This is a genomic window from Erwinia sp. Eh17-17, from assembly GCF_039675725.1.
Taxonomy (GTDB): Bacteria; Pseudomonadota; Gammaproteobacteria; order Enterobacterales; family Enterobacteriaceae; genus Erwinia.
The window spans coordinates 806,434-823,731 of the sequence record NZ_JBDFQT010000002.1 but is presented as its reverse complement, the minus strand read 5'-3'; the positions used below and the strand labels follow the sequence as shown (position 1 = coordinate 823,731).

18 protein-coding genes are annotated in these 17,298 nt (G+C 55.8%); 10 read left to right on the top strand and 8 right to left on the bottom strand.

The annotated features are described in order from the left end of the window. The first annotated feature begins 19 nt into the window (after positions 1–19). Together secD and secF are read left to right on the top strand one after the other, a co-directional pair. Positions 20–1,867: a protein translocase subunit SecD gene (gene secD / locus ABEH87_RS09310; RefSeq protein WP_346575935.1), complete on the top strand. Its 1,848-nt coding sequence runs from the start codon at positions 20–22 to the stop codon at positions 1,865–1,867. Between the two features lie 10 nt (positions 1,868–1,877). Beyond that, positions 1,878–2,846: a protein translocase subunit SecF gene (gene secF / locus ABEH87_RS09305; protein ID WP_346575933.1), complete on the top strand. Its 969-nt coding sequence runs from the start codon at positions 1,878–1,880 to the stop codon at positions 2,844–2,846. Between the two features lie 84 nt (positions 2,847–2,930). Here secF and ABEH87_RS09300 read toward each other — a convergent pair whose 3' ends face one another. After that, positions 2,931–3,479 (bottom strand): DUF3251 domain-containing protein, encoded by a 549-nt coding sequence (locus tag ABEH87_RS09300; protein ID WP_346575931.1) that lies wholly within the window; start codon positions 3,477–3,479, stop codon positions 2,931–2,933. A gap of 189 nt (positions 3,480–3,668) precedes the next feature. Here ABEH87_RS09300 and nrdR point away from each other — a divergent pair, with 189 nt between their 5' ends. The 6 genes from nrdR (at position 3,669) to pgpA (ending at position 7,733) form a co-directional block, all read left to right on the top strand. Further along, positions 3,669–4,118: a transcriptional regulator NrdR gene (nrdR, locus tag ABEH87_RS09295; RefSeq protein WP_346575930.1), complete on the top strand. Its 450-nt coding sequence runs from the start codon at positions 3,669–3,671 to the stop codon at positions 4,116–4,118. 4 nt (positions 4,119–4,122) lie between these two features. Continuing rightward, complete coding sequence (gene ribD / locus ABEH87_RS09290; protein ID WP_346575929.1) at positions 4,123–5,226, top strand: bifunctional diaminohydroxyphosphoribosylaminopyrimidine deaminase/5-amino-6-(5-phosphoribosylamino)uracil reductase RibD; 1,104 nt, start codon at positions 4,123–4,125, stop codon at positions 5,224–5,226. A gap of 87 nt (positions 5,227–5,313) precedes the next feature. After that, on the top strand, positions 5,314–5,784 hold the full coding sequence (ribE, locus tag ABEH87_RS09285) for a 6,7-dimethyl-8-ribityllumazine synthase (RefSeq protein ID WP_346575927.1): 471 nt from the start codon (positions 5,314–5,316) through the stop codon (positions 5,782–5,784). Between the two features lie 16 nt (positions 5,785–5,800). Beyond that, on the top strand, positions 5,801–6,220 hold the full coding sequence (gene nusB / locus ABEH87_RS09280; RefSeq protein ID WP_346575925.1) for a transcription antitermination factor NusB: 420 nt from the start codon (positions 5,801–5,803) through the stop codon (positions 6,218–6,220). A gap of 51 nt (positions 6,221–6,271) precedes the next feature. Next, a complete protein-coding gene (gene thiL / locus ABEH87_RS09275; RefSeq protein ID WP_346575923.1) occupies positions 6,272–7,249 on the top strand; it encodes a thiamine-phosphate kinase in 978 nt (325 codons plus the stop codon). Continuing rightward, positions 7,236–7,733 (top strand): phosphatidylglycerophosphatase A, encoded by a 498-nt coding sequence (gene pgpA, locus ABEH87_RS09270; RefSeq protein WP_346575922.1) that lies wholly within the window; start codon positions 7,236–7,238, stop codon positions 7,731–7,733. The genes thiL and pgpA overlap by 14 nt, the downstream gene beginning before the upstream one ends. A 69-nt stretch (positions 7,734–7,802) precedes the next feature. Here the strand turns inward: pgpA and ABEH87_RS09265 are convergent, their stop codons facing one another. The 4 genes from ABEH87_RS09265 to xseB all read right to left on the bottom strand — a co-directional run bounded on the left by ABEH87_RS09265 (position 7,803) and on the right by xseB (position 11,894). Beyond that, positions 7,803–8,777, bottom strand: coding sequence for an aldo/keto reductase (locus ABEH87_RS09265; protein ID WP_346575920.1), 975 nt, complete (start codon positions 8,775–8,777; stop codon positions 7,803–7,805). A 91-nt stretch (positions 8,778–8,868) separates the two neighbouring features. Beyond that, positions 8,869–10,734 carry a 1-deoxy-D-xylulose-5-phosphate synthase gene (dxs, locus tag ABEH87_RS09260; protein WP_346575919.1) on the bottom strand — a complete coding sequence of 622 codons (1,866 nt, stop codon included), beginning with the start codon at positions 10,732–10,734 and terminating at the stop codon, positions 8,869–8,871. Between the two features lie 18 nt (positions 10,735–10,752). Beyond that, a complete protein-coding gene (gene ispA, locus ABEH87_RS09255; RefSeq protein ID WP_346575918.1) occupies positions 10,753–11,652 on the bottom strand; it encodes a (2E,6E)-farnesyl diphosphate synthase in 900 nt (299 codons plus the stop codon). Beyond that, the gene (gene xseB, locus ABEH87_RS09250) at positions 11,652–11,894 is read right to left on the bottom strand and encodes an exodeoxyribonuclease VII small subunit (RefSeq protein WP_346575916.1); all 243 of its coding nucleotides are present in this window, start codon (positions 11,892–11,894) and stop codon (positions 11,652–11,654) included. The genes ispA and xseB overlap by 1 nt, the downstream gene beginning before the upstream one ends. Before the next feature lie 244 nt (positions 11,895–12,138). Here xseB and thiI point away from each other — a divergent pair, with 244 nt between their 5' ends. After that, the gene (thiI, locus tag ABEH87_RS09245; RefSeq protein ID WP_346575915.1) at positions 12,139–13,587 is read left to right on the top strand and encodes a tRNA uracil 4-sulfurtransferase ThiI; all 1,449 of its coding nucleotides are present in this window, start codon (positions 12,139–12,141) and stop codon (positions 13,585–13,587) included. 99 nt (positions 13,588–13,686) lie between these two features. Here thiI and yajL read toward each other — a convergent pair whose 3' ends face one another. Beyond that, positions 13,687–14,283, bottom strand: a complete 597-nt coding sequence (yajL, locus tag ABEH87_RS09240) for a protein deglycase YajL (protein WP_346575913.1) — start codon at positions 14,281–14,283, stop codon at positions 13,687–13,689. Then, positions 14,237–15,157, bottom strand: coding sequence for a 2-dehydropantoate 2-reductase (gene panE, locus ABEH87_RS09235; protein WP_346575911.1), 921 nt, complete (start codon positions 15,155–15,157; stop codon positions 14,237–14,239). The genes yajL and panE overlap by 47 nt, the downstream gene beginning before the upstream one ends. A 126-nt stretch (positions 15,158–15,283) precedes the next feature. Between panE and ABEH87_RS09230 the strand changes: the two genes are divergently transcribed. Beyond that, the gene (locus ABEH87_RS09230) at positions 15,284–15,775 is read left to right on the top strand and encodes a YajQ family cyclic di-GMP-binding protein (RefSeq protein WP_346575909.1); all 492 of its coding nucleotides are present in this window, start codon (positions 15,284–15,286) and stop codon (positions 15,773–15,775) included. Positions 15,776–15,855: 80 nt separating this feature from the next. Here the strand turns inward: ABEH87_RS09230 and ABEH87_RS09225 are convergent, their stop codons facing one another. Further along, the gene (locus tag ABEH87_RS09225; protein ID WP_346575907.1) at positions 15,856–17,223 is read right to left on the bottom strand and encodes an MFS transporter; all 1,368 of its coding nucleotides are present in this window, start codon (positions 17,221–17,223) and stop codon (positions 15,856–15,858) included. Positions 17,224–17,298: the final 75 nt, after the last annotated feature.

Sequence of the window (17,298 nt, the reverse complement as noted above, 5' to 3'; positions counted from 1 at the left end):
TTTCCCTAAGGGAACTGCCGTGTTAAACCGTTATCCTTTGTGGAAGTACATCATGCTGATCGTCGTATTACTCGTCGGTCTGCTGTATGCGCTGCCTAACCTGTATGGTGAGGATCCGGCCGTTCAGATCACTGGTGCGCGCGGAAGCGCCGCCAGTGAGCAAACGCTGGTTCAGATCCAGACCGCATTAAAACAAGAGAATATCCAGAGCAAATCACTGGCCCTGGAAAATGGCGCTATTATGGCGCGTTTCGCTAACACCGACGTGCAGATGCGCGCGCGTGAAGCAATTTTGAAGACGCTCGGCGAGAATTACGTCGTGGCGCTGAACCTCGCGCCTGCGACGCCATCATGGCTCGCAATGCTGAATGCGGAACCGATGAAGCTCGGTCTCGATCTGCGCGGTGGCGTTCACTTCCTGATGGAAGTCGATATGGATACCGCTCTGGGGAAACTCCAGGAGCAGAACATCGACAACCTGCGTAGCGATCTGCGTGACAAAAGCATTCCTTACGTTAACGTTCGTAAAACTAACAATTATGGTATGGAAATTCGTTTCCGTGATGCCGCCGCGCGTGACCAGGCCGTCAGTTATCTGGCTGGCCGTCACCGCGATATGGTCATCAACAGCAGCGGCAGCAATGCCCTGACGGCCGTAATGAGTGACGAACGTCTGCGTGAAGCCCGTGAATATGCAGTGCAGCAGAACATCAATATTCTGCGCAACCGCGTGAATCAGCTGGGCGTAGCGGAGCCGCTGGTACAGCGTCAGGGCGCGGATCGTATCGTTGTCGAACTGCCTGGTATTCAGGACACGGCACGTGCGAAAGAGATCCTTGGCGCAACGGCTACGCTGGAATTCCGTCTGGTGAACACCAGCGTGGATGCCACTGCAGCGGCGAATGGCCGTGTGCCGGGCGACTCTGAAGTGAAAGACACGCGTGACGGGCAGCCAGTTGTGCTGTACAAGCGGGTGATCCTCACCGGTGACCACATTACTGACTCCACCTCCAGCACCGATGAATACAACCAGCCTCAGGTTAATATCTCCCTGGACAGCGCTGGCGGTAACATTATGTCCAACTTCACCAAGGACAGCGTCGGTAAAGCGATGGCAACCCTGTTTGTTGAGTACAAAGACAGCGGGAAGAAAGACGCCAACGGCCGTTCGATTCTGGTGAAGCAGGAAGAGGTGATTAACGTTGCCAATATCCAGTCTCGTCTGGGTAACAGCTTCCGTATCACTGGCATCAACAACCCTAACGAGGCCCGTCAGCTTTCGCTGCTGCTGCGTGCGGGTGCGCTGATTGCGCCAATCCAGATTGTTGAAGAGCGTACTATTGGCCCGACAATGGGACAGCAGAACATCACTCAGGGTCTGGAAGCCTGCCTGTGGGGCCTGATCGCCTCCATCATCTTTATGGTGGTGTGGTATAAGAAATTTGGTCTGATTGCGACCAGTGCGCTGCTGGCGAACCTGGTGCTGATTGTCGGTATCATGTCGCTGCTACCGGGTGCCACGCTGACCATGCCGGGGATTGCCGGTATCGTTCTGACGCTGGCGGTGGCGGTGGATGCTAACGTCCTGATCAACGAACGTATCAAGGAAGAGCTGCGCAACGGGCGTTCCGTTCAGCAGGCGATCCATGAGGGCTATAAAGGCGCGTTCTCCAGTATCGTTGATGCGAACGTCACGACGCTGATTAAAGTGTTGATTCTGTATGCAGTCGGTACAGGTTCAATTAAAGGCTTTGCGATCACCACGGGAATCGGTATTGCGACCTCGATGTTTACCGCAATCATTGGTACTCGCGCCATTGCCAATCTGTTGTACGGCGGCAAACGCATCAACAAGCTGTCTATCTGAGGAGTGCGTTGTGTCACAGGAACATAGTGTTGAACAAATGAACCACGGCCGTAAAGTCTATGACTTTATGCGCTGGGACACGCTGGCTTTTGCCATCTCGGTGCTGCTGCTGATTGCATCCGTTGCCATCATGGGCGTGCGCGGTTTTAACTGGGGTCTGGATTTCACCGGTGGTACGGTGATTGAAATTAACCTCGAGCAGCCAGTAGAACTGGATATGCTGCGCGACAGCCTGGTCAAATCAGGCTTTGACGAACCGCAGGTGCAGAACTTTGGCAGCAGCCGTGATGTGATCGTGCGTATGTCGCCGCGTGAAGGGAATGCCGGTCAGGAGCTGGGTGCGAAAGTGCTGGCGACTATCAACCAGGCCACCCAGCAGCAGGCGACGGTGAAGCGTATTGAGTTCGTCGGCCCAAGCGTAGGCAGTGATTTGGCTCAGGCGGGCGGTATGGCGCTGTTATCAGCGCTGATTGCCATCCTGATCTATATTGGTTTCCGCTTTGAGTGGCGTCTTGCACTGGGTACCGTGCTGGCGCTGGCGCATGACGTGATCATCACCGCCGGTATTCTGGCGCTGTTCCACGTGGAAATCGACCTGACTATCGTCGCTTCACTGATGTCGGTCATTGGTTACTCGCTCAACGATAAAATCGTCGTCTCGGACCGTATTCGTGAGAATTTCCGCAAGATCCGCCGCGGCTCTTCTTACGACATCACCAACGTTTCCCTGACGCAGACTCTGAGCCGTACCATTATCACCTCGGTAACCACCCTGGCGATGGTGGCGATTCTGTTCGTCTTCGGTGGCGCGTTGCTGAAAGGCTTCTCGTTAACCATGCTGATCGGTATCACGATTGGTACGATTTCATCGATTTATGTCTCTTCTGCGCTGGCGCTGAAGCTGGGCATGAAGCGTGAACATATGCTGCAGCAGAAAGTGGAAAAAGAGGGCGCAGATCAGCCTTCGATTCTGCCTTAATCTGCTCGGAAGAGCGTACAGAGGGCGGACCGGAAAGCCGGTTCGCCGCTACAAAAAGGCCGCATCCTGTGATGCGGCCTTTTTTTATGGCGCGGGCTGGACGACCACCTCATGTATGCGCACGTAGCCCAGCTGCTCAGGTGGCAGATTGCTCAGGCGCAGTGGCACTGTTGCTTCGGTTTTCGGCAACAGTGCGCCGGGGACATTAATCTGCTGTACCTGGCTGTTAACCGTGAGTGGCTTGCCGGTGGTGCTGTCCAGCTCACCCCATTCCACCTGTGCGCTAAAGGCGGGCAGTGGGGCATCTCCTGAGGAGCGGATGTGCAGAATAGCACGTGTTCCGTTCGCTTCTGGCTGCAGATGACTGAGCGACAGCTTCAGCTCACCGGCCTGGCTTTTCAGCAGTACGCCGGTACTGGCCGCAGGCAGCAGCCATGCCCCCTGGGCCGAACCGCTATTCAGATTGCCCTGTTGCTCCAGCGCGGCGGCCTGGTGAGTCAGCTGCCGCATCTCCTGGGTCAGTTTCCCGACTTCGTTGTGTAGCTGATTAATTTTGGGCTGTGGAGAGGTGCTGGCGCAGCCTGTCAGCAGTATCAGCGACCCCAGTGACAGTCGGAGATAAGCGCTTGTCATTGTTCATTTCCTTTGGATAAAAGCCAATGGCTTATCTTAGAGCAAACGGGTCTTGATCGCCTGCAAAGAAATACGGCATTTTGTTGCCTGAACCACATAAAATTACGGCTGTTTTTCCCACTCCGCTTTGGCACGCCGCCGGGTTCGCGTTACACTAGCCGCTACTCATAAGGATTATCAGGACGCGTCATGCATTGCCCATTCTGTTCTGCCGTGGATACCAAAGTGATCGACTCCCGTCTGGTCGGGGAAGGCACCTCTGTGCGCCGCCGCCGTCAGTGCCTGGTGTGCCACGAGCGCTTTACCACCTTTGAAGTGGCCGAGCTGGTGATGCCGCGCGTGGTGAAGAGCAATGACGTGCGTGAACCGTTTAACGAAGACAAGCTGCGCAGCGGCCTGATGAAAGCGCTGGAAAAACGCCCGGTCAATTCAGACGCCGTGGAAACGGCGCTCACCCATATCAAAAGCCAGCTACGTGCGACCGGTGAACGCGAAGTGGCGAGCAAGGTGATTGGCAGTCTGGTGATGGATGAGCTGAAAAAACTGGATAAAGTCGCCTACATCCGTTTTGCCTCGGTCTACCGTAGTTTTGAAGATATCCGCGAATTTGGCGAAGAGATCGCCCGCCTACAGGACTGACACCATGCGTGATGAAGTGTACATGGCCCGTGCGCTGGAGCTGGCGCGGCGCGGTCGTTTTACCACTACGCCGAATCCGAACGTCGGCTGCGTGATTGTTCGCGACGGCGAGATCGTCGGTGAAGGGTATCATCTGCGCGCCGGGGAACCTCACGCAGAGGTGCACGCGCTGCGCATGGCCGGGGAAAAAGCCGCAGGTGCAACGGCTTATGTCACGCTGGAACCGTGCAGCCATCACGGGCGTACGCCGCCGTGCTGCGATGCTCTGATCGGCGCAGGGGTAACCCGAGTGGTTGCCGCGATGCAGGATCCCAATCCGGAAGTGGCAGGGCGTGGGCTGTACCGCCTGCAACAGGCCGGCATTGATGTCAGCCACGGCCTGATGATGCAGGAAGCGGAAGCGCTGAATCGCGGGTTTCTCAAGCGTATGCGCACCGGCTTCCCCTGGGTGCAGCTTAAACTTGGCGCATCGCTGGATGGCCGCACCGCGCTGGCCAGTGGTGAAAGCCAGTGGATTACCTCTCCGCAGGCGCGGCGTGATGTTCAGCGTCTGCGCGCGCAAAGCTCAGCCATCCTCAGCACCAGTGCCACCGTGCTGGCGGATAATCCGTCGCTGACGGTGCGTCATCATGAACTGGACGCGGCCACTCAGGCCGACTATCCCGCAGATTTGCTGCGTCAGCCAGTGAGAATTATTGTCGATAGCCAGAATCGCGTCACCCCACAGCATCAACTTATTGCACAATCCGGGGAGACCTGGCTGGCACGCACGGAGTGTGATGCAGAGGCATGGCCGGAAAATGTGACGCAGTTGCGCGTTCCGCGCCATCACGATCGACTCGATCTGGTGGCGATGATGATGCTGCTGGGGAAAAAACAGATTAACAGCGTCTGGGTGGAAGCCGGGGCGCAGTTTGCCGGTGCACTATTGCAGGCAGGCGTGGTGGATGAACTGATCGTTTATCTTGCTCCCAGACTGCTGGGCGATAGCGCACGCGGGCTGTGTCAGCTGCCGGGCCTGGAGCACCTCAGCGATGCTCCGGCTTTTGCCTTTAGTGACGTTCGCCAGGTCGGGCCTGATTTACGCCTGACGCTGGCCCCATTATAGGGGTTTGCGCAAAAACAAGCAGACCCGTGAAGAGTATGATAGAATCCGCCCCCCTGCGGGGCCAAACAGAACCCTGAAAGGAAGATTATGAAGATTATTGAAGCTGCTGTTGCGACTCCTGATGCGCGCGTTGCCCTGGTTATTGCGCGTTTCAACAACTTTATCAACGACAGCCTGCTGAGCGGTGCCATTGATGCCCTGAAACGTATTGGTCAGGTCAAAGATGAAAACATCACCGTAGTCTGGGTTCCGGGTGCCTATGAGCTGCCAATGACCGCACGTGCGCTGGCAAATACCGGCAAGCATGATGCCGTTGTGGCACTTGGCACCGTGATCCGTGGCGGTACAGCCCATTTCGAATATGTGGCAGGTGAGGCCAGCTCTGGCCTGGCCAGCGTTGCCATGAACAGCGATATCCCGGTTGCTTTTGGCGTACTGACGACGGAAAACATCGAGCAGGCCATTGAACGCGCCGGAACCAAAGCGGGTAATAAAGGGGCTGAAGCAGCCCTGACCGCTCTGGAAATGATTAACGTATTGAAAGCCATCAAAGCCTGATTTTAAGGGGAATTTCGTGAAACCTGCTGCTCGTCGCCGCGCCCGTGAATGTGCTGTTCAGGCACTTTACTCCTGGCAGATATCCAAAAACGACATCGCTGATGTCGAATACCAGTTTCTGGCGGAACAGGACGTTAAAGACGTCGATATTAATTACTTCCGTGAGCTGGTCGGCGGCGTTGCAACTAACAGTGCATACCTCGACGGCCTGATGCAACCTTACCTGTCACGCCAGTTGGAAGAGCTGGGGCAGGTCGAGAAGGCTATCCTGCGTATCTCTCTGTTTGAACTCAGCAAGCGTTCAGATGTTCCCTACAAAGTTGCGATCAATGAAGGGATCGAACTGGCTAAAGTGTTCGGTGCTGAAGACAGCCATAAGTTTGTCAACGGCGTGCTGGACAAAGCTGGCCCGTTTATCCGTCCTAACCGCAAATAATTCTCTGAGGCCGCTAATCACGGCCTCTTCTTTATACTCCCGGAATGCATTATGGCTTGTGGCGAATTCGAACTGATCGCACGTTATTTTGACCGTGTTACCAGTTCCCGTCGCGATGTTGAAAAAGGCATCGGTGACGATTGTGCATTACTCAGCGTAGCGGAAAGACAGACGCTGGCGATCAGCACTGACACGCTGGTGGAAGGTGTGCATTTCCTGCGCGACATCCATCCCGCCGATCTCGGTTATAAAGCCCTTGCAGTGAATCTCAGCGACCTGGCTGCCATGGGCGCAGATCCTGCGTGGCTGACGCTGGCCCTGACGCTGCCTGAAATCAATGAAGCGTGGCTCAGAGACTTCAGCGACAGCCTGTTTGAGCTGCTCGACTACTATGACATGCAGCTGATTGGCGGTGATACCACGCGCGGACCACTGAGCATGACGCTGGGTATTCACGGCCTGGTGCCGCAGGGACGGGCGCTGAAGCGCAGCGGAGCACGCGTGGGGGACTGGATCTACGTTACCGGGACGCTGGGTGACAGTGCCGCCGGCCTGGAGCTGCTGCAGCACCATGTGAAGATAAACGATCCTGCCGCCCATGAGACGCTGATTAAGCGCCATTTACGGCCGATGCCGCGTATTCTTCAGGGACAGGCGCTACGCGATCTGGCCAGTTCTGCTATTGACCTGTCTGATGGGCTGATCTCCGATCTGGGCCATATCCTTAAAGCCAGCGACTGCGGCGCGCGTCTTAATCTTGATGCCCTGCCGCTGTCAGCGGTGATGAAGCAGCATTTCGACTCGCAGCAGGCGCTGCGCTGGGCGCTGAGCGGCGGTGAAGATTATGAACTCTGCTTTACCGTTCCGGAGATTAACCGGGGTGCGCTGGATGTGGCGCTGGGATATCTCGGCGTGCCGTTTACCTGCATCGGGCAGATTGCTCCGCAGTCGGAAGGGCTGACGCTGTTACAGGACGATAAGCCGGTAGAAATGAACCTGAAAGGATTTGATCATTTTGGCTCGCGCTAAGGATGTGGCGAAAAGTCGCCTGAAGATGAGCAACCCCTGGCATTTGCTGGCTACCGGCTTTGGCAGCGGCCTCAGCCCGTGGATGCCGGGGACGGTGGGTTCCCTGGCCGCGATACCGTTCTGGTATCTGCTTAACCTGCTGCCGCAGGATCTCTATTCTCTGGTACTGCTGCTGGGTATCAGTATCGGTGTCTATCTTTGCCACCGTACCGCAAAGGATATGGGCGTTCACGACCACGGCAGTATTGTCTGGGATGAGTTTATCGGCATGTGGATTACGCTGATGGCAATCCCGGTGAACAGCTGGCCGTGGGTGCTGGCAGGCTTCCTGGTGTTCCGCGTACTGGATATCTGGAAACCCTGGCCGATCCGCTGGTTTGACCGTAACGTTCACGGCGGCATGGGGATCATGGTCGATGACATCATTGCCGGGGTGATCTCTGCCGGACTGCTCTGGGGAGCCGCGCAGTACCTGGCGGGCTGACGCGCAGAGGCCGACCTTTTTGGTCGGCCCGTTATCACGTTCGACTGGGGTTAACATCCACCCCGGTTATTATTCGAACCCGACCACCGGGTGCGGTTGATAGACACTCTCCAGTTCAAAAATTTCTTCCTGGGTTAATTCTACCCCGACGGCTTTCACCAGATCGTCCAGCTGTTCACTGCGCGACGCCCCGATAATCGGCGCGGCCACCACCGGTTTACTCAACAGCCAGGCCAGGGCGATCTGCGCCCGACTGACCCCCTTATCCTTAGCAATGTTTGCCAGTCTCTCTGCAATCTCAGCGTCATTTTCTTCACTCTGGCTGTAGAGCGTTTCGCCATATTCGTCAGAGACGGAGCGGGCCGTCGTTTCCCCCCACGGACGCGTCAGGCGGCCACGAGCCAGAGGGCTCCACGGCAGTACGGCAATGTTTTCCTGCAGACACAGAGGGTGCATTTCCCGCTCTTCCTCACGCTGGATCAGGTTGTACTGGTCCTGCATGCTGACAAAACGCGTCCAGCCGTTGCTGTCAGCGGTGTGCAGTGCATGGGCAAACTGCTCGGGATGCATGGAGGAGGCACCGATATAGCGCGCCTTACCCGCTTTTACCACGTCATGCAGCGCTTCCAGCGTCTCTTCCAGCGGCGTATTGTAATCCCAGCGGTGTATCTGCAGCAGATCGACATACTCCATCCCCAGGCGTTGCAGGCTGTCATCAATCGATTGCAGAATGTTGGTGCGCGACAGGCCGCCGGAGAGGTTGCTCATCGGGAAATAGACTTTGGTGGCTACCACCACGTCATCCCGGCGGGCAAAGTCGCGCAGGGCACGGCCAACAATCTCTTCGCTGCTGCCGTCAGAATAGCTGTTGGCGGTGTCAAAAAAGTTAATTCCGGCGTCCAGCGCCTGCTTAATCAGCGGGCGGCTGCTCTCTTCGGGCAGCGTCCAGGCATGACGGCCACGGTCAGGCTCGCCGTAGGTCATGCAGCCCAGGCACAGGCGGGAAACGGTCAGGTCGGTATTGGCTAACTGAAGGGTTTTCATGCTGACTCCTGCTATTAATCATTCTGTAAGGATAGCAGGCAAAAAAAAGCTCCCGGAAAAGGGAGCATTTTGTATCACAAAATCCGGCTGACTACTGCGCCAGCCAGGTTTCGATTTGCTGGCGGATACCGTCAGCATCCAGCTGATAATCCACACGGACCTCTTCCTGGGTACCCTGTGGAATAAATACATCCGGCAGGCCGATATTCAGCACCGGTACCGGGCGGCGTTTTGCCATCAGCAGTTCGTTAACACCGCTGCCGGCACCGCCTTTGATTGCACCTTCTTCAAGGGTAATCAGCGCATCATGGCTGGCAGCCAGCTCAAGGACTAATGCCTCATCCAGCGGCTTCACGAAGCGCATATCCACCAGCGTAGCATTCAGTGCTTGCGCAGCGGCAGCCGCTTCTGGCAGCAGCGTACCGAAGTTGAGGATAGCCAGATCCGCCCCCTGTCGCAGCCTGCGTCCTTTACCGAGCGGCAGAGAGGCCAGCGGTTCCAGCGACGCACCCGTGCCGTTACCGCGCGGGTAGCGCACCGCGCTGGGGCCGCTGCTGTGATGATAGCCGGTGTACAGCATCTGACGGCACTCGTTCTCATCGCTTGGCGTCATGATCACCATATTTGGAATACAGCGCAGGAAGGCGATATCGAATGCCCCCTGGTGCGTCTGTCCGTCTGCACCGACGATGCCACCGCGATCGATAGCAAACAGCACCGGAAGTTTCTGGATCGCCACATCGTGTATCAGCTGATCGTAGGCGCGCTGCAGGAAGGTGGAGTAGATCGCCACGACGGGCTTATAGCCGCCGATGGCCAGCCCGGCGGCAAAGGTCACCGCATGCTGTTCCGCAATTGCCACATCAAAATATTGCTGTGGGTAATCACGTGAGAAGCTGACCATGCCTGAACCTTCGCGCATAGCAGGCGTCACCGCCATCAGCTTGCTGTCTTCTGCCGCCGTTTCACTCAGCCACTGACCAAAAATCTTCGAATAACTCGGCAGACCTTCGGCGCTTTTAGGCAGCAAACCGCTGGCCGGGTCAAATTTCGGCACGGCATGCCAGCTGATAGGATCTTTTTCTGCCGGGGCGTAGCCTTTGCCTTTTTTGGTCATAATATGCAGGAACTGCGGGCCCTTCAGCGCCCGCATATTGCGCAGGGTCTGTACCAGCGCCAGCACATCGTGGCCGTCAACCGGGCCAATATAGTTAAATCCAAGCTCTTCAAACAGTGTGCCCGGCACCACCATGCCTTTGAGGTGCTCTTCGGTGCGCTTCACCAGTTCTTTAATCGGTGGCAGGCCGCCCAGCACCTTTTTGCCCCCTTCACGCAGGCGTGAATAGGTTTTACCGGACAGGATCTGCGCCAGACGGTTGTTTAACGCGCCGACGTTTTCTGAAATCGACATTTCATTATCGTTCAGCACCACCAGCAGGTCGGCTTTGATATCTCCGGCGTGGTTCATCGCCTCGAATGCCATGCCTGCGGTGATTGCGCCATCGCCGATCACACAGGCGGTACGGCGATCTTTCCCTTCCTTTCCTGCCGCCACGGCCATGCCCAGACCGGCGCTGATTGACGTCGATGAGTGACCGACGTTAAGCACGTCAAATTCACTTTCATCGCGCCAGGGGAAAGGGTGCAGGCCGTTTTTCTGACGAATGGTGCCGATACGGTCGCGACGTCCGGTCAGGATTTTGTGCGGATAGGCCTGATGACCGACATCCCACACCAGGTGATCGAACGGCGTGTTATAGACGTAATGTAACGCTACGGTGAGTTCCACCACGCCCAGACCAGAAGCAAAATGACCGCTGGAGCGACTCACGCTGTCGAGCAGATACTGGCGCAGCTCGTCACAGAGTTTTGGCAGACTCTCTTTCGGTAGCAAACGTAATTCTTGCACCGTGCTTGCCAGAGCAAGCGTCGGGTATTTTGCAGGTTCAAAACTCATCAGAGACTCATTTGGAGGTTATTTGTCGCGTTCAATTATAAAGCCTGCCAGCGCCCGCAGCGGGGTGGTGTCATACGACTGTGCGGCAAGCATTTCTAATGCGCTGAGGGACTCCTGATGGAGATCCCATGCTTTTGCCCGTGCACTGTCAAGCCCCATTAATGCCGGGTAGGTGCTTTTACCTAATTGCTGATCGGCTCCCTGCCGTTTGCCGAGCACGGCGGTATCGCCGATAACGTCCAGAATATCGTCCTGTACCTGGAAAGCGAGGCCGATGGCGTTCGCATAGCGATCGAGTGCAGGCATGGCCGCCCGCCCGCGCTCACCGGCCGTCAGTGCGCCAAGACGCACCGCAGAGCGGATTAATGCACCGGTTTTATGACGGTGAATTTGTTCCAGCTCGTGTAAATCAACCTGCTTACCTTCCGCTGCCAGGTCCAGCGCCTGGCCGCCACACATTCCGGCAACGCCACTGGCCTGTGCCAGCTCCGACAGCATGGCAATCCGCGCTTCTGCCGTCACGCCGGGCATCGGGGTATCGGCAAGGATGGAAAACGCCAGGGTCTGCAACGCATCCCCGGCAAGAATAGCGGAATCCTCACCAAACTTAATATGGCAGGTGGGCTGGCCGCGACGCAGGCTGTCATCATCCATGGCAGGAAGATCGTCGTGGATCAGAGAATAAGCGTGAATACATTCCACAGCGGCAGCAGGCGCATCGAGTGCGGCATCATCGGCATGCAGCATCGTGCCGGTGGCATACACCAGGAAAGGTCGCAGCCGCTTACCCCCTAATAATGCCCCATATTCCATGGCATTCACCAGTGGACTACTCTGAAAGGGCAGTTGGGCAATATAGTGTTGCAGTGCGGCATTCACCCGCTGGTAGTGCGCGGTGAGTAACACATTGAAATCCATCAGTCATTTTCCGGCGTGAAGGGCGTCAGGTCGGCGTTTTTATCATCGCTCAGTAAAATCTGTACGCGCTGTTCAGCCTGCTGCAGTGTCTGTTGCCCGGCGCGCGCCAGCTGCACGCCGCGCTCAAACTCATTCAGCGCCTCTTCCAGCGGCAGATTACCGCTTTCGAGGTGGGTGACAATCTGCTCCAGCTGTTGCAGTGAGGTTTCGAAGCTGACTGGCTGTTCGGCTTTTTTCGGCATTTTTAGTCCTGACTTATCATTTTTCATCAGTAAGCGCTCATGGTAGCTGATGAAAAATGATTAGCAAAATATCCCTGCACTTTTCGCATTGACGGGAAGGGTAATCGGGGCAGCAGCCACGGTACAAAGATGATATACTACTGCGCCTGGATGCAAAGGGCGTAAGCCAATTTGCAAGACTCTGATTTTATCAGTTAAGTGCCATGCTGTTCAGCACTTAATTACCTGACGAATACATGCCGCCATGAAGTTTATCATTAAGTTATTCCCTGAAATTACGATTAAAAGTCAGTCTGTACGCCTGCGCTTTATCAAAATCCTGACCGGTAACATCCGCAACGTTCTTAAACCTTTCGATGAAACCCTCGCCGTCGTGCGCCACTGGGACAATATCGAAGTGCGTGCCAAAGATGAGAATCAGCGTGCGGCCATCGTCGCTGAGCTGACGCGCATCCCCGGTATTCATCACGTGCTGGCAGTGGAAGACCGCACCTACACCGACGTGCACCATATCTTCGAGCAGGTTCTTGAAATGAACCGCGAGCGTATCGAAGGTAAGACGTTCTGCGTGCGCGTAAAGCGCCGCGGCAAGCACGAGTTCAGCTCGCAGGATGTTGAACGTTACGTGGGTGGGGGTCTTAATCAGCATGTAGCGACGGCCCAGGTGCAGCTGAATCGCCCTGAAGTCACGGTGAACCTGGAAATTGAAGACGATCGTCTGATCCTGGTGACCGCGCGTTATGAAGGTATTGGCGGCTATCCGATTGGCACCCAGGAAGATGTGCTGTCGCTGATCTCTGGCGGCTTCGACTCCGGGGTATCCAGCTATATGCTGATGCGCCGTGGCTGTCGCGTACACTACTGCTTCTTTAACCTCGGCGGTGCCGCGCATGAGATTGGCGTTCGTCAGGTTGCCCACTATCTGTGGAAGCGTTACGGCAGTTCGCACCGCGTGCGTTTTGTCGCGATTAACTTCGAGCCGGTGGTCGGTGAGATCCTTGAAAAAGTGGATGACGGCCAGATGGGCGTGATCCTGAAGCGCATGATGGTGCGTGCCGCGTCAAAAATCGCCGAGCGCTACGGCGTGCAGGCGCTGGTTACCGGTGAGGCGCTGGGCCAGGTATCCAGCCAGACGCTGACCAACCTGCGCCTGATCGACAACGCCAGCGATACGCTGATCCTGCGCCCGTTAATCTCGCACGACAAAGAGCACATCATCAGGGTGGCGCGTGAGATTGGTACGGAAGATTTCGCCCGTACCATGCCGGAATACTGTGGCGTTATCTCGAAAAGCCCGACGGTGAAAGCAGTCAAAGGGAAGATCGAAGCCGAAGAGCTGAACTTCGACTTCAGCATTCTGGACCGTGTGGTTGAAGAAGCGACTAACGTTGATATTCGTGAGATCGCAGAGAAGACGGAAGAAGAAGTGGTGGAAGTCGAAACCGTGGACTCTTTCGCTGAGAACGATGTGATCCTGGATATCCGCTCCAGCGACGAGCAGGATGCTCGCCCGCTGACGCTGGAGGGTGTTGAGGTGAAGCCGTTGCCGTTCTACAAGCTGGGGACCCAGTTTGGCGATCTCGATCAGAAAAAAACCTGGCTGCTGTACTGTGAGCGCGGTGTGATGAGTCGTTTACAGGCGCTGTATCTGCACGAGCAGGGCTTTAAAAACGTCAAAGTTTATCGTCCGTAACCTGTGCACGGGCTGACCGGTAAAAAGGTCAGCCCCTAAGATAGAGACGAGACGGACCTTCTGTTCCGGACCGCCCGTATATCATCCGGTGGTGTGCTATCAATCGCGGTAATCGTAAATCCCCGCTGCCAGCACCATCTGTTCTGCCACTTCTCGCGCCTTTTCCTTACCCGCCACTAAATCAATCAGCTTCAGCGCAAAATCGATCGCGGTGCCTGGCCCCTGACTGGTCAGCAGGTTGACGCGGCGATCCCAGACGACGCGACGATCCATCCATTTCTCTTCCGGGATAGTCTCTTTCAGGCCAGGGAAACCGGTCATATTGCCTACCGGAAACAGGTTATGCGGGATCAGCACCGTGCCAGCGGCGGCACAGATCGCCGCCACAATACGGCCGGACTGATTGAACTGGCGCACCGTTTCGACCAGCAGGGGACTGTCGCGGAAACACTCTGCGCCTTTCAATCCTCCGGGCAAAACAATGGCGGCGTAATCATCATCAGCCACTTCTACCAGCGGGGCATCGGCCAGGATCCTCACGCCACGGGAACAGACTATTTCACAGTTACCATCATCAGCAACGCTGGCAGTAACCACTCTCAGTCCGGCGCGCACCAGTAAATCGATGGTGGTAACGGCTTCGGTTTCTTCACTCCCAGGTGCCAGGCAAACCAGAACCGATGGATTCGCGGTCATAATCATGTTCCTTTCGTTTAATAAATTCGTAGAGACGGCTGTTTTCCGGGGTGGTGATCCCCTGGGCGCGCGCGCGTCGGATGACGTAGCCGTTAATGTAATCAATTTCTGTGCGGCGCTGGGCGCGAATATCCTGCAACATCGATGACGTATTGCCCGCCGTGCTGCGGATCACTTCCAGCACATAATCGATCAGCCATTCGCGGGAGGTGTGCTGACCTTCGCGCTCCATCACCGTAGCCACCTCGTTGCTCAGCGCTTCGATTTCGCTGCGGTGCTGAGCCAGCTCACCGTTAGTGCAGTCGTAAAATACCGTTAAGGGATTAATCACGCAGTTCACTGCCAGCTTCTGCCATGCGGCGGGGGCCACGTTATTGTGCCAGGCGACATCCGGCAATGCGCGATGCAGCATTTCGGCCAGTTCGCTCATTTCCACCGCCGCCGGGGTGGCGGGGCCAATGTGGGTAATGCCAGAAGCAACATGCACGATAACCGTATTGTCGCGCCTGGCGGCATGAGTAGTGACGCCCTGCAACAGGGGCTGAGGCAGGCTTTTCAGCTCGTCCAGCGTCCCCATTCCGTTGTGGAGCAGCAACACCGGACAGCCTGATGGCAGTACAGACTGCATGTTCTTCACGGCTTCGGAAACCTGCCACGCTTTAAGCGTGACGATCAGCAGCTCACTGTCAGCCAGAAAGGTCGGGTCGTTGGCAATAAAGGTCTTATTTAACGTCACACCATTCAGGCCAATGACGTTCACTGAGCAATAAGGCTGCGGAACCCGCAGCCAACCCTGGACTTCATGACCCTGTTGTTCCAGTGCAGCTAACCAGATCTGCCCCAAAGCTCCGCATCCAAGTACGGTAATTTTCATTGTTCCTCCCCGCACGCGGGTTGAGTTAACCGTCCTGCTCATTATTATAGCTTTCAGCGCCAGCGGTTTTATTTACCTGCTGCAAGCAGGTATTATGCTGTCACTTTAGTATCAGGAGAATAGATCATGCCATCTTTCGATATCGTTTCTGAAATTGATATGCAGGAAGTGCGTAACGCAGTAGATACTGCTAATCGTGAAATCGCCACCCGCTTCGACTTTCGCGGTGTAGAGGCCAGCTTTGAGCTGAATGATAAAAACGAATCCATTAAGGTGTTAAGCGAGTCTGACTTCCAGGTGAAGCAGCTGGTGGATATTCTGCGTGAAAAGCTGCTCAAGCGCGGCATTGAAGGTGCAGCGCTGGACGTCCCGGAGCAGATCGTACACAGCGGTAAAAGCTGGAGCGTCGAAGCCAAAATGAAAAAAGGCATCGAAAGCGACATCGCTAAAAAGCTGGTTAAGCAGATTAAAGACAGCAAAATTAAAGTGCAGACGCAGATTCAGGGTGACGAACTGCGTGTCACGGGTAAGTCACGTGACGATTTGCAGGGTGCCATGGCGCTGGTGCGCAAAGCGGATCTGGGTCAGCCGTTCCAGTTTAAAAACTTCCGCGACTAGTCATTTGGGCCGAACGTAGAATCCTGAACCCTAAGGGCCGATCGGAAAAAATGATCGGCCCCTACAGGTGCGGATGACGATTATGCCGCCGCAGCGATCAATTTCTCGATCTCGGCGCGGCTGGTCACTTTACTGTCAATTTTGACGTAGGCGCTGCGCTCCTCAGGTACGATAAACACGGCGGCTACGCCGGGCTGAGCTTTCAGTCGCTGCTCCAGGCTCTCTTTATCTTCACGGCTGGCTTCCAGAGTAATACGCAGGCTGCTGACGTAAGGTGGCTCCTGCATGCTCAGGCTGACCAGCAGCCAGATGGCGGCGATAAATGCGCCGATGAGAAACACGCTCTGTGCATCAATATGGCCGTATATCCAACCACCCATGCTGCCGCCAATCGCCACGCCAATAAACTGGCTGGTGGAATAGAGGCCCATTGCGGTGCCTTTATAGCCCGGCGGGGACTCTTTACTGACCAGCGACGGCAAAATCGCCTCCATCAGGTTGAAACCGATAAAGAACAGCTGTACGCCAATGACCAGCGTCCAGAAGTGATTACCGGCTCCCCACAGCACCACTTCTGCTACCAGCATCAGAATGACACAGCCAACAAACACGCGTTTCATCCGGCGTTTCACTTCGGCATAGATGATAAACGGCAGTACGCTGGCGAAGGCGATCAGCATAGTGATCAGGTACACCTTCCAGTGCTCGGCTGCAGGCAGGCCCGCCTGTTCAAATTGTCCTGGCAGGGCAACAAAGCTCGACATCAACAGAATATGCAGGCAAAGAATGCCGATATTCAGCTTCACCAGACGGCTGTTGGCCAGCACGTTGCGGATGCTACCCTTAACGATGCCGGACTCGCGGTTCAGCACATGGTTTGAGGCAGACGGTACCACCAGCAGTGTGATGATAATCCCGCCGCTGGCAAGTATGGCGATCATCCAGAACAGCGCGTGCAGGCCGAAGGCGTGGGTGATTACCGGACCTGCTACCATAGCAATGGCAAAGGTGATGCCGAAGCTGATGCCAATAAAGGCCATCGCTTTGGTACGATTCTGCTCACGCGTCAGGTCGGACAACAGCGCCATCACGGCGGCAGCAATTGCCCCGGAACCCTGTAATGCCCGACCCAGTATCACCCCCCATATAGAGGTGGTCATGGCCGCGATAACACTCCCCAAAACAAAAATCAGCAATCCGCCGACGATGAGTGGCTTACGACCAATACGGTCAGAAAGAAGTCCGAAAGGAATTTGAAAGACGGCCTGCGCCAAACCGTAGATACCAATGGCGAATCCAATAAGTGTTTCACTTGCTCCCTGCAGTGCCATGCCATAAGTGGTCAGGACCGGCAGTACCATAAACATTCCCAGCATACGCAGGGAAAAAACCGTCCCCAAACCCCAGGTCGCACGCAGCTCGACCGGAGTCATTTTATTATCGTTCATTACTACCTCAGTCTGTCGAATGCACATAGTTTATGTGTGAGGGGAGGGCGGGTAAAACAATACTTTTGAGTTAGT